10 protein-coding genes, 1 tRNA gene and 1 pseudogene are annotated in these 12,382 nt (G+C 57.1%); all 12 read right to left on the bottom strand.

Annotated features, from left to right (window positions below; translation table 11 throughout):
- Window positions 1-437, bottom strand: a pseudogene (locus AKU94_RS18935) (helix-turn-helix domain-containing protein); the annotation flags it as partial.
- A gap of 97 nt (window positions 438-534) precedes the next feature.
- Entirely contained in the window at window positions 535-1,761 is a 1,227-nt protein-coding gene (locus AKU94_RS03310) for a tyrosine-type recombinase/integrase (protein WP_157056386.1), read from the bottom strand.
- A gap of 387 nt (window positions 1,762-2,148) precedes the next feature.
- On the bottom strand, window positions 2,149-2,406 hold the full coding sequence (locus tag AKU94_RS03295; RefSeq protein ID WP_050525916.1) for a MerR family transcriptional regulator: 258 nt from the start codon (window positions 2,404-2,406) through the stop codon (window positions 2,149-2,151).
- Window positions 2,407-2,523: 117 nt separating this feature from the next.
- Entirely contained in the window at window positions 2,524-3,393 is an 870-nt protein-coding gene (locus tag AKU94_RS03290; protein WP_157056385.1) for a hypothetical protein, read from the bottom strand.
- A gap of 21 nt (window positions 3,394-3,414) precedes the next feature.
- Window positions 3,415-4,593 carry a tyrosine-type recombinase/integrase gene (locus AKU94_RS03285; protein WP_050525914.1) on the bottom strand — a complete coding sequence of 393 codons (1,179 nt, stop codon included), beginning with the start codon at window positions 4,591-4,593 and terminating at the stop codon, window positions 3,415-3,417.
- Between the two features lie 149 nt (window positions 4,594-4,742).
- Window positions 4,743-4,832 (bottom strand) — tRNA-Ser (locus AKU94_RS03280).
- An 80-nt stretch (window positions 4,833-4,912) separates the two neighbouring features.
- Window positions 4,913-5,632: an alanyl-tRNA editing protein gene (locus tag AKU94_RS03275; protein ID WP_050525913.1), complete on the bottom strand. Its 720-nt coding sequence runs from the start codon at window positions 5,630-5,632 to the stop codon at window positions 4,913-4,915.
- An 18-nt stretch (window positions 5,633-5,650) separates the two neighbouring features.
- Complete coding sequence (locus AKU94_RS03270) at window positions 5,651-8,053, bottom strand: DUF3772 domain-containing protein (RefSeq protein ID WP_050525912.1); 2,403 nt, start codon at window positions 8,051-8,053, stop codon at window positions 5,651-5,653.
- Window positions 8,050-9,081, bottom strand: coding sequence for a cysteine synthase A (locus tag AKU94_RS03265; RefSeq protein ID WP_050525911.1), 1,032 nt, complete (start codon window positions 9,079-9,081; stop codon window positions 8,050-8,052). The genes AKU94_RS03270 and AKU94_RS03265 overlap by 4 nt, the downstream gene beginning before the upstream one ends.
- A gap of 64 nt (window positions 9,082-9,145) precedes the next feature.
- Window positions 9,146-10,270 (bottom strand): NUDIX domain-containing protein, encoded by a 1,125-nt coding sequence (locus AKU94_RS03260; protein WP_198144810.1) that lies wholly within the window; start codon window positions 10,268-10,270, stop codon window positions 9,146-9,148.
- A gap of 4 nt (window positions 10,271-10,274) precedes the next feature.
- Entirely contained in the window at window positions 10,275-10,715 is a 441-nt protein-coding gene (locus AKU94_RS03255) for a TrgA family protein (RefSeq protein ID WP_050525910.1), read from the bottom strand.
- 100 nt (window positions 10,716-10,815) lie between these two features.
- Window positions 10,816-12,228: a cryptochrome/photolyase family protein gene (locus AKU94_RS03250; RefSeq protein WP_050525909.1), complete on the bottom strand. Its 1,413-nt coding sequence runs from the start codon at window positions 12,226-12,228 to the stop codon at window positions 10,816-10,818.
- Window positions 12,229-12,382: the final 154 nt, after the last annotated feature.

Genomic DNA, 12,382 nt, shown 5'->3' with positions numbered 1-12,382 from the left:
CGACATAGGCCCAGTCCTCACTCCAGTCGAACTGGAAAGCCTCGCCCGGCGCGAACACCAGCGGCACGAAAGTCCCGCGATCTGTCGTGTGATGCGCACGCTGCCGTTCACCCTTCCAGTCCCGCACGAAAGCCGCAACACGCTCGTAGGAACCGTCATACCCAAGCTTTACAAGATCGGCATGCATCAGCTTCGCCGTTCGCCGTTCGGCGCTCCTTGCGTGATTTGCGCTGATCAGTCGTCAGCCATGCTGTAAGATGCTTGGCATAAGGGTCCAGTTTGCTGGGACGATCCGGCGCCTGAAACGCAGGTTCAACAATCCCTTCCCGCAAATACTTCTTGATCGTGTTGCGAGACACGCCCGTCCGACGCGCGATCTCGCGAATGGGCATCTTATCTCGCAGCGCCCATTTCCGAATAACTTTCAAAAATCCCATGTCTATCACCCCATGTGCCCTCAGCTGATTCAAGCCTGGGCAAGGTTGCACATGGATCAATTCTCAATGACAATTTCTGCTGTTGCCGGGGCAGCTCTCAGTGACAATCAACAAGCCGAGATCGTTTCGCGCAATGTGGTGAGTAACTGTTGGGCCGGTTTCGGCAGGCAACGGCGAAAGCCTCTGAAACCGCATGTTTGGTGAGCATGACAGGGATTGGCTTGCGATCCCGAGCCGCCCTGAGCCTGCAACCAAACAGGTTGTCGATACTTGGAAACAGCGCGTCGTCATCTTGATAGCCAAGTTCGCGTAGCTCTTCATACCAACGCGCAACTTCGTCAGCGAAGCGCGGAGGTATTGGAAACCACGCAATATTGGCACTTTTACCGTTTTTGGCACGCAGCGCCGTGCCGTCTTGGATTATGCGCCGCCCATCCAAATCCAAATGCTCCAGGCGCAGTGAAATAGCTGTATCCGCGCGCAGAGCCCCCAGAAACGCGATAGCAAAGATCGCCCGTGCACGCCTGTCGAGAAGGGATGATGACGGCATCTCCAATAGCATGATCTCTGCTTCATCTATGGTCGGGAAGGTGGGCGTCACGCGAGCCGCAGCCGATGCAAAGGCAGCCTTAGGCAACTGAAAATATGTCGACAGATCTTTGGGAAGACGCGAGAAGTCATCCTGCTTCAAACACCACTCGAAAAACGAGGTGAGATGCGACGCGCGGTGTTTTACCGTCGAGGTAGATAGGTTGTCATCTTCATCCTTGCGCACCCGCCGTTTTAGGTCATCGCGAACCCGTGCGGCGTCCTCGATTCTGAAGTCCTCAAACCGCTTTCCCTCACAGATTGCCTCGCAATACCGGATCGCCGAGAGATGGCTGTCGATTGTTTTCTCGTCAAATCGCCCCGCATAAGTCTGCCATTTGTGAAGGGTCCGATCATTGGCAAAATAGAGCTTTGGCGTAAACACAGCCGTTTCAATCCCAATACCACCTGAGATTTGATCTTTCTCTTCGTGTAGGCGTTGCCTGCTGGAGTTTGGATTGCGACAATCCTCGATTCTGTCGCGATCCGCCGCATTTGATAGCTTGTAAATCGATCTTTTACAGTCGGGACAGGCCGCAGTGTACATGTGTTTTATCGATGCCCGATCAAGGTCTCGGACTGTTTCAATATCCGGAAAAACCGCCGCTTTACACACGGTACAATGAAACTCACCTGCCCGAAGATTTTTGCGTGACCGCTCTCGGCGCTGACGATGAAAATGCTGAAGGGACGCACCCTGAAACACATAAGGACGCAAACGATCAGAAGGCTGCAATCCTTCGCCAACCCAGTTTGAAACCGTATTGGCGCTGACACCAAAGAGGCGTTGAATGTCCTCAACAGTGTAAACGCGGTTCTTTTTAAGCGGAACACCTCTGTAGGATCAGGCCATTTTAGAACCCTCCCTCTTTGCGCCGTTTCTGCTGTGGCCCGGCTTTTTGAGCCTGCTCGAAGCGCACAAGATCACTGAGCAACCATCGGGTTGTGCCCGGGGTCAGTTTCACAGGCTTCGGAAAATCATGCTCATTTTTGACCCAGCGCCACACGGTAGATCGAAAAACTCTGTATCGATTTGCGACGTCCTGTACGGTTAGGTAGGTTTCCAAGCATTTTGTGCAGGAGGGCTTCGCTTTGGACGAAGACTTCTTTGCAATGGGCAACGTCATGGAGAAGAGATCGGGCTGAGACTGGGAAGGACGGGCAACCATTGCTTCCCCTCCTGCGATGCAGGCTCGACCTTGCAGCTTTCGGTCCATGAATTCAGATCCGCGCCACGATAGATAATCTTACGCCCAAGCTTATAATAGGCTGGTCCGTTGCCCTTGTGGCGCCACTGCGCCAGCTTTTCGCGATCCCCGATAACGTTGAGCTCGGGAACACCCAATACATAGGTACGATTTTGTTCAAAAAGACTGGTCACGTTCTGATCCTCTCTGGTTTGTTTGAGAGTTCAGAACTGCACTTGATGAGGCTCGTTTTTGAAGATGGGCAAAAGGGACAAAACTCTCGACGACTTTTGTCCCTAGTTTTGTCCCATTTAATTCGGGGTTTTGTCGGTAGCCTTTACAGACATTAAAATCGCGCGGCGCAGTGTTTTCACGGAAAAGGTCATCTGGGTTTCCTTTTCGAGGACTCTACTTAGTTCTTTCATCGGCACGCTATGCCCGTCAGGGTAGTGCAGACGATAGGCTTGTGAGATTGCTGTGACCTTGTTTGGTCGCCCCATACTCAAGGGTTTCTGCAAGGTTAGATCCCCAAGTTGCGGCAGTTCGAGTGCGTTGAGGACCAAGTTACGCCATTTGCGAGCTGTTTTATCCTCAATGCACAGTGCGCGGCCGCGAAACGTCGCGATCATGCGCGGTAAATAGTGCTCATCGATGATATCGCAGATCCAAGGTGGTGGGTCATCGGGCACAACGTAGCGCCCGCGTTCAAAGGCAAATGGCAATGTGTGATAGCATAAATGCTTTGAAATCTGACTGTCCGGCCCACTAAACTGCGCTTTCCAATCGTCGGGTGTTTGGGTTGTCTCGTTCCATTCCTGAAAATAGTCAGATCCGATCAGGCGCAGCCAAAACCGATCTATACCTGCTTCCTCCGGATTGCGCGCGGCAAGAAAACTCTCAAAAGGCGACATCTTCGCAAAGAGCCATGAGCGACCTCCATCCGGCGCTGTTTCAAGTTGCGTCACACGACCGCCAGCCGTGGCGGCAAAGACGCTCATATCCGCCAGGGTTGACAAGAAAACGTCCTCGCAATAGTCATCGGGAGAGCGGAAGGTCTCGCCCATTTGGAAATCATTCTGTCCATATTTTTCTATCGCGCGACCGCTAAGCGGCACACGGTACTTGTCAAAGAACTCCTTCCAAAGTTCAGCAAGTGAGACGTATCCAGCTGGGCAAAACATCTACACACTTCCTCCCTTGCATCAGGCATTGCAACCGGATGAGACAAATTGCGACCACTGCGCCATCAACAACCGCCGCTTGTCCAACAAGTCTGAACGCGCATAGGCGCGCTCCACATCAGACCCCACCTTATGCGCCAGACTCATTTCGGCAACCTCGCGCGGCGCGTTTGCCGCCTCAGAGGCCCAATCGCGGAAGGTGGAGCGGAACCCATGCACGGTGACACCTTCTGTGGCCATGCGACGCAACAGCATCAGCATGGCCATATTTGACAAAGGCTTGTGCCGCTTTTGGCCTTCAAACACATAATCTGACTGCATCGCGCGCAAGGGTTCAATGATCGCCAGCATTTCATCGGTTAGCGGCACGCGGTGCAAGACGCCGACTTTCATCCGTTCTGCCGGGCAGGTCCAAAGCCGTGCGTCAAAATCAATCTCGTCCCACTGCATACCCAACACCTCACCCGTGCGTGATCCGGTTAGGCATGTGAACATCAAGGCTTTTGCCGCCATCGCATCACGGGTTCTCAGATCGGCATAGAAGGCAGGCACCGCTTGCCATGCCATCGCATTGTGATGCTTGGGCTTGGCCTTAACTTTGGGCAGGACTTGCGCCTCATGGATCGCAGTTACGGGGTTTTCGCCTGACCGGAAGCCCTTTGACTTGGCCACGTCCAGAACGATCTTGATCCGCTGTGCCAACCGCCGCGCGGTTTCGTGCTTTTCCGTCCAGATTGGCGACAGGCACATCAAGACCTCTGGCTGGCCGATGCTATCGATCGGCATCCGCCCGATCTTGGGGAAAGCATAGTCGCGCAGGGTGTTGATCCATTGCGCACCGTGTTTGGCATTCTTCCATGTTGGCATCCGGTCAATATGAACCTGCTGCGCGATTTCTTCAAAGCTGGGGATCTCACGCGCGGCATTAAACCGAGGGTTCAGCCCCGCCTTGGCCATCCGCCGATACTCCAGCGCCCGATCCCGCGCTTGATTGAGCGTGACCACATCAGCACCCCCCAAACCAAAGTCAGTCCTGAGTGGCGCGCCCTTGATATTGCGCTGCCCCTTGACCACAACCCGCACGATCCAACGCCGCGCGCCGGATGGATCAACAACCAGATAAAGCCCGGCGCCATCACCGTGGCGTCCAGGCCTGAGATTCTCTACCAGCTTCTTGGTCAGCTTACCTGTAAGGGTCATAGTTCATACCACATTCCATACCACTCAAGGAAAGGATACGGGCGCAATCGAAAGAAAGCCAGCACAATCAAGAAATGCAGGAAACCCCAGTGAAATAAAGCAAAAAGGCCGCCCAATGCGACCCATTCAAATCAAACAAAAAGGTATAGTGGCGGAGCGAGAGGGATTCGAACCCTCGAGACGGTTCCCCGCCTACACACTTTCCAGGCGTGCGCCTTCGACCACTCGGCCACCGCTCCGTTAGGAGGTCTTTAGCCTGCATTTGCAGGGGGTGGCAAGGGGGGCGCTGCAGAATTCCTGCATTTGATCATGCTTTTGTTTATTCTGCCAAATGCAACGACACGCGGCGGTTCTGACGCCCCTTGTTCTCTACTTTGCCAAGGGCAATACGACCGATTTCACCGGTCCGGGCGACATGGGTCCCGCCGCAAGGTTGCAGATCAACCTGTGCCGCACCCTCGCCGATCCGCACCAAACGTATAGACCCTTGCCCCGCCGGAGGGGTGACCGACATGGTTTTGACCAGACCCGGGTTGGCCAGCAGCTCTGCATCCGTGATCCAGCTCTCGGTTACGGGCAAATCCCGGTCGATCAACCGGTTCAATGCATCCTCAAGCGCCTGTATATTGGTTGGCGGTTCCGGCATTGCGAAATCCAGACGGCCTTTTTCAGTGCCAACCTGCCCTCCGGTTACCGGCAGGGGAATAACGACAGATAGCAGGTGCAAGGCAGTATGAACCCGCATATGCCGATACCGGCGGTCCCAATCCAGATGCTGGCGCAGCTTTGTTCCGATGGCGGGCATCTCGGCCACTACGGCGGGCAGCAGGCCAACGCGATCCCCCTGCACCTTGACCGCCGTTGCAATCGGAAGCTTATGTGCACCCCAGACCAGATGGCCACTATCGCCGGGCTGCCCGCCGCCATTTGGATAAAAGACACTTCGGTCCAGCACAATTGCACCCTCACTCGTGTGGGCGGTCACCACGCCTTCTGCCTCAACCTGATAGGGGTCGGTCCGAAAAAAGTGATCCGTCATAACACCATCCTGACGTGGCTAGCTGTTTACAGGCCCATCAAGGACAGGCCCCTGCTTTGGGGTGATAAGCTGTGCCAGCGCTTCGGGGTTGCGCAGCCAGATATCACGCTGCCCAAAGGGTATCTCGATCCCCTCCTCGGCAAAGCGTCGGGCGATATCGTGGTTAATATCGGACCGGACCGTGACCGAGAAGTTCACATCGCGCAAAATCACCCGGATCTCGAAATTAAGGCTGTCCGCCCCAAACTCGGCCAGAACGATGGTTGGCGGCGGGTTCAACACGGCCAATGGTTGCGCCTCGGCAATCTCTTGCAAGATCCGCTCCACCTTGCGGGTGTCACTGCCATAGGCCGCGCCGACCTTTACGATCAGACGGCCGGTCATGTTATAGCGCGTCCAGTTGGTGACCATATTCGACACGAAGTCAGAGTTCGGGACAATCACATCCGTGCGGTCAAAGGTCTGGATTCGGGTGGAGCGGACCGAAATACTGCTTACCGTCCCCATGATGCCGTTAACCTCGACCCAATCCCCCTCGGAAATAGGACGCTCGATCAGCAAGATGATCCCAGACACAAAGTTCAATACGATATTCTGCAGGCCAAAACCGATACCGACCGACAGCGCCCCCGCAACAATCGCAAGACCCGAAAGGTCCATGCCCGCTGCGGTAATCGCGATCAATGCCGCGAGAAAAATCCCGACATAGCCAACACCGACGACAATCGCATTCTGCCCGCCAAGATCAAGGCTCGTCTTTGGCAGGATGGTGGTTTTCAGCGCCCCTTGCAAAAGCCGCGTGACCACATACCAAAAGCCGAAAACGGCGAGCATCAAAATGAAATCCGTTGGGGAAATCCGGGTCTCACCGATCTGAAACCCGTCACGCAGCTTGGTAAGCACTTCGGTCATATCCGACACCCGCGCCCCCCAAATCAGCGCGAGCAAGGGGATCGATGCAAAGCTGAGCAGGAAACCGATCAACACCGGCAGTAGCCCGTCACGTCCCTGTTCATCCGCACGGGCCAAGACCGCATAAAGCGCGCCAACAAAGCTTTGCAATGTGAACAACAACCCCACAACGCCCAATGTGCCAACCATGGGATAGACCAACGCCTGCCCGGCGCGGACATAACCGACCATGCCAAGCAAAGGCCCCAAAACCGCAACGATCATCGCAATCTGCGACAAAAGCGCAATCAGGCGCAAAGGGAACGGGACCGGTGTCTCCTCATCCTGCTCCACCTTGGTGCTGCGCAACAAAAGCTTGCCCAGACGGAACAAGACTATACCGGTCAAAAGCACCATCGGAAACGCGAGGACCGAATTGGCAGCCTCTGATATCTGGTTTTTTTGCAGGACTGCGTTACGCAAAACCTCCAGCGCGAAAATCAAGCCCAGAGATTGCACCAAAAGCCGCCCCTTGGCGCGGCCACCTGCGTCCAGCTGCAAATGCCTTGGCGCGATAGATGCCTTGGGAAAGCTGCAGGTGCCAAGCCAGCGCGCGCCATATGCGATCAGGCCAACCACGATCAGGACCTGCGCCGCCTCGGCCCCCAAGGGGCCAAGCATACCCGACATGACAACCGCCGTCACAAAGGCCACAATCCCCAGTATCGGCACAATCACTTGCCCCAAAGAAACCACAAAAGACCAAACCTCGCGCAGGCTGGAGGTGCCGCCTTCCAGCAATCGTTCTGCAAAGCGTTCAACCAGAAACCGTCCGCGAAATATTGTCAGGATGGCGATCAGCAGCAGGCCGACAATCGGCGGCAGCTTGTCCATAAGGTTGGCGCGCTTTGTCGGCTGTGCCCAATTGTCGGTTGCCTCTGCGCCCAAGGTCTTGCCTGCCTGCACAACCGCAGTCACGGCAGCCGGCCAGTTCGCGGGGTTGATCGGCAAGGGCCAAAGTTGCAAAAGAGCTTCGGCCTGCCGCTCGCGCAAAATCCCGTCAATCTCGCTAATTTGCCCGTCGGCACGGCTATATGCCTCGACGGCCGCAATCGCAGGGGCCTGCGCCACTGAAAGCTGTTTGGCCAGCGCCACACGCCGCTCCGCGATATCGGCCGCCTCTGTCGTGCCTTCCTCGGGAGGGGCACCCAGCGCATCGATCTGTGCGCGGATCGTGCCAATACGCGCAGAATTGGTTCCTTGCGCAGCCAGAAAACGTGTCCGCCACGTTGCGATCTGACTGCGTAGGGCGATCAACGCATCTTCTGTAACATCGGAATCGGCAATCGTCGCATCGGCGTTCTTGGACAGTTTTTCCCAAGCGTCATAATCCAGGGCGGCCTGGGCCGCACCCTCTTCGGTCGCAGGGTTGGCCGTTTGCGCCGGGGCCACGGCCGCAAGGCCAAACCACAAGGCCACGACGGCAAGAAACAGAATAGGGCCGAAAAAGGCCTGCCGCAGCGGGATCATTCTTCGAACACCGACGGGATATTTCGGGAGGCGCGATCCAGCCAATCCGGCACCGGCAACCCTTTGGCATGCAGGAATTCCGGATTGAACAGCTTCGACTGATAACGTGTGCCGTAATCGCACAGGATGGTGACAATGGTATGGCCCGGCCCCATCTCGCGCGCCATACGGATGGCCCCCGCGACGTTGATACCCGAAGAGCCGCCAAGGCAAATCCCCTCTTCCGACAGCAGGTCAAACACAACCGGCAGTGCCTCTGCATCGGGGATGCGGTAGCTGTAATCCGGGGTCAGCCCCTCAAGGTTGGCGGTGATGCGACCCTGTCCGATACCCTCGGTGATCGAGGAGCCGGGGCTTTCCATCTTTCCGGTGGTGTAAAAGGAATGAAGCGCCGCCCCTTCCGGATCGGCCAACCCGATCTTGACGCCTTTGGGCTGAAGGGCCAACGCCATGCCGGCCAAAGTGCCGCCCGATCCGACAGCACAGATAAAGCCGTCAACCTTACCGCCGGTCTGTTCCCATATCTCAGGGCCGGTGGTTTCCACATGGGCCTGCCGGTTGGCAGTATTATCGAACTGATTGGCCCAGATGGCGCCGTTAGGTTCGGTTTGGGCAAGTTTCTCGGCCAGACGACCTGAGTAGCGCACATAATTGTTCGGATTCTTATAGGGCGCGGCAGGCACCTCTACCAGCTCGGCCCCTGCGAGGCGCAGCATATCCTTCTTTTCCTGACTTTGCGTCTCGGGGATCACAATCACCGTGCGAAACCCCATCGAGGCCCCGACCAGCGCAAGCCCGATGCCGGTATTGCCCGCCGTCCCTTCCACAATCGTACCGCCGGGCTTCAATGTGCCCCGCGCCACCGCATCGCGAATGATATAAAGCGCAGCCCGGTCTTTGACCGACTGGCCGGGGTTCAGGAACTCCGCCTTACCCAGAATTTCGCAGCCCGTCGCATCTGACGCCTTGTTAAGCCGGATCAGAGGGGTCTTGCCAATGGCATCGGCCAGATCGCTGTAAATGCGCATGCGAATATCCTTTTTCTGTTGCTCAAGGTGTACGGGGTCGCAGACGACAATTCAAGCCTCGCGCCTAGCCTGCCGCGTCACGAACCTGTGCCCGCAGACGGGCGCGCTCTCGCTCCAGCCAATAGTAGCTGATCAACAGGGGGGCCGATGTCGCCTCCCCCCGCGCGACGAGCGCTGCAAAATCCTCAAACCCCATCAGATGGCCCTTGATATCCTCGGCCTCATCCTCTGCCCCGCCGATGATCGCCGTGCCGTCAGGCAGGCTGGTCAGCGCGACATAGGAATAGATATATTCGATCTTGGCCCCCGGCGAAGGGTAATAAGCCGAAACGGGAAGCAAGCCCCCCAAGGTCAGGCCAGCCTCCTCCAGCGCCTCACGGCGGGCGGCATCTTCGGGGGTTTCGCCCACATCGATCCGCCCGGCGATCGGTTCCAACTGCCACGGCTGAATGTCACCACGCGCAAACGGCCCCATACGGAATTGTTCAACCAATAAAACCCGATCCAGAACTGGATCATAGGGCAGCACCGTCACCGCATCGACCGAGATGAACACGGCCCGCTTCACCACCGGGCTTTGCGTGCCGTCAAAACGGCGGAATGACAGTTCATATTCCTCAACCGCAAAGAAATTCGCATAGGGCTGGCTGCGGTTTTGCACCTGAACCTCACGCTCTGCCAACGGGCGGCGCAGCTCATTCGCGCCCGGCACCGCCGCGCGCAGCCGCCCTGCCCCCCGCAGGACCATCGCGCCGCGACGCTCCATCGGGATTTCTGCGGGGTAAAGCGCCATCATGTCGCGGGCTGTGGCCACAATCACTTGCCCCCAACGTGTCACCCAGTCTTGCAATTGCCACCGCGCGCCGGGCTGCCAAAGCCCTGGCTTTGGCATAAAAACCAACGCCGACACCGTTTGTCCGCCCATGTTGAGCTGACGCTCTTGGGGGACATAGCCAAAGGGACCTTCATAGTAATCGAGCCGTGCAATATCTTCGGCCCCCAGATCGGTCAACAAATAGCCATGCGCTGCCGCGCCCGCTTGCGCAACCACAAGTGGGAAATCATGCCCTTCAGCCCAGTAAACCGCATGATCGGGAAGTAGCGCAGGCTGGAGCGCGGGCAGCCGTCCCAAGACCACCTCCAACAAGGGGAGATGGCACAGTGTACCGTAAATGAACAAAGGTTTCAAAACGTCAATCCCACCGCCGTTTGGCCCATTCGGCCCCGATCCCACCCAGTATTCCGCCCACAACCAACGCGCCCAGAACATCTGCCGTAAAAAGCAGTGCCCCGTATTCCAAAGCAAGTGCAAAGATGTCTACAATTGCCTCCATCGGGCCATCGTAGCGCTTTTTAAACGCTTTGCGCACCATAAGAACAGTGCAAAACAGCAGCATGGCCCATGCCACAATGATCGCGGATGTCCTGATCCCTGTTCCCAGCGCCATGCGGTAACCCCGACCCGTATGACGGCCCATGACCCGCCAGCCGCAAATCACACCGATCAACACGCAAAGCACTGAATACTGTCCGTATTGCATTCCCTCAGGCATGCCCAGTTTGAACGCCTCTCCTGCGAAAAACGCGGTTACACCAAACAGAACGGCTGCGATGAGCTTTGAAATCGTCGGCATTTGGTCCCTGCGAATATATGTTCCGGCCCCTGCGGCCCGGCACAGAGAATATGGCCGAAACATTACGAAAAGGTACCAAAACCCCGCGATTTAGAGTTAGTCAGCCGCGCCGCGCCGCATAGGCCTCCAGCGCGCGATTGCGCCCGACGGACAGATCCACCAAAGGGTCTGGATAGCGCGCCTGCATGTCCAACCCCCAAGCCTTTGGGACAGCGTCGAAAAACCCGCGCGCATCTGGTCCCGGCGGGCTTGCCAGTTCCGCAATGAAACGGTGCCGGTAATGCGCCTTGGGATCGAATTTTTTGATCTGCGTTTCGGGGTTGAACACCCGGAAATACGGCGCGGCATCCGGCCCCGATCCCGCAGCCCATTGCCAGCCCATCGCATTTGAGGCCGGATCCCAGTCAATCAGACAGTCCTCGAACCAGCGCAACCCCACGCGCCAATCTGTCATCAGATGTTTGGTCAGATAAGAGGCCACGATCATCCGCGCCCGGTTATGCATGGTACCAGTGACATACATCTCACGCATGGCGGCATCGACAAAAGGCTCTCCGGTCATGCCGCGCCGCCACCGCTCGGCATCGGCATTGTCGTCGCGCCAAGGGAATTCATCCCATTCCTCACGCCAGTTTTGGGTGGTGATATGGGGCGAGTGATGCAAAAGATGATAGGCAAATTCACGCCAGACCAGCTCTTTGAGGAAATGCTCGGCGCCGGCGCTGCCGTCATGCATCACCCTATATGCAGCATGCCAGATGCTGCGCGGACCGATCTCGCCATAGGTCAGATTTTCGGACAGGCGCGAGGTGGCCTCCTCTGCCGGAAAATCGCGGCGTTCCTTGTAGCGCATCACCGGACCCTCCAGAAAATCCGCCAAACGGGTCTGGGCCACTCCCTCGCCAACCCCTAGGTGGGGGGATACGACCGCCGCGCCGCGGTTCATCGCGCGGCCCATCTGCCAATCTTCCAAGCGGTCACTGTCAGGCCAGACCTCTGGCGGTTGCATCTGCGTGGGGGCGGCAAGCGGGGGCGGAACCTCACGGTTTTTGACATTGCGCCAAAAGGCCGAATAAACTTTGTAATAGCCGCCCTGCCCGGTCTCAACCGTCCAAGGCTCAAACAACAGATGGCCCGGATGACTTTGGGCGTCGATGCCATCGTCGCGCAGGGCGGATTTCACCTGTGTGTCGCGCGTCTTTGCAGGCCCGTCGTAAAGCCGCGCCCAATGCACAGCCCCCGCGCCCAATTGCGCAGATAGTTCGCGCAACACCTCCAAAGCGGGCCCGCGCCGCAAGATCAATCTGCTGCCGATCCCTTCGAGCGCCCGTGCGAATTGGGCCAGCCCAAGCCCCAATCGCCATTTCGCCGCCGCCCCGAGGTTTTCGGTTTCAGGGTCCAGAATGAACACAGGCACCACCGCACGACCGGACCGCGCCGCTTGGGCAAGCATCGGATTGTCCGACAGGCGCAGGTCACGGCGGACCCAAAGAATCAAAGGCGTATCAGGCATCACATTCCGAAATATTATTTGTTTATCCTTTATACGCGACTGGCCAACAAATGGATCATAAATCAGGTCACTACCGCGTCAATTCTTATGGCTTGGCGCAAAGCCCGGAACACAGACATAAAACGCCCAAGGCGCCGCTGTTTTCCCTCTTGAG

The sequence above is a fragment of the Pseudorhodobacter aquimaris genome (assembly GCF_001202025.1).
Taxonomy (GTDB): domain Bacteria; phylum Pseudomonadota; class Alphaproteobacteria; order Rhodobacterales; family Rhodobacteraceae; genus Pseudorhodobacter; species Pseudorhodobacter aquimaris.
This window is presented reverse-complemented; position numbering and strand designations above follow the sequence as displayed.

Coding starts and splice junctions, on each gene's coding strand:
- AKU94_RS03290 (WP_157056385.1), bottom strand. CDS start 3,393: ATGTTTTGCCCAGCTGGATACGTCTCACTTGCTGAACTTTGGAAGGAG.
- AKU94_RS03285 (WP_050525914.1), bottom strand. CDS start 4,593: ATGACCCTTACAGGTAAGCTGACCAAGAAGCTGGTAGAGAATCTCAGG.
- AKU94_RS03275 (WP_050525913.1), bottom strand. CDS start 5,632: ATGACGGATCACTTTTTTCGGACCGACCCCTATCAGGTTGAGGCAGAA.
- AKU94_RS03270 (WP_050525912.1), bottom strand. CDS start 8,053: ATGATCCCGCTGCGGCAGGCCTTTTTCGGCCCTATTCTGTTTCTTGCC.
- AKU94_RS03265 (WP_050525911.1), bottom strand. CDS start 9,081: ATGCGCATTTACAGCGATCTGGCCGATGCCATTGGCAAGACCCCTCTG.
- AKU94_RS03255 (WP_050525910.1), bottom strand. CDS start 10,715: ATGCCGACGATTTCAAAGCTCATCGCAGCCGTTCTGTTTGGTGTAACC.
- AKU94_RS03250 (WP_050525909.1), bottom strand. CDS start 12,228: ATGCCTGATACGCCTTTGATTCTTTGGGTCCGCCGTGACCTGCGCCTG.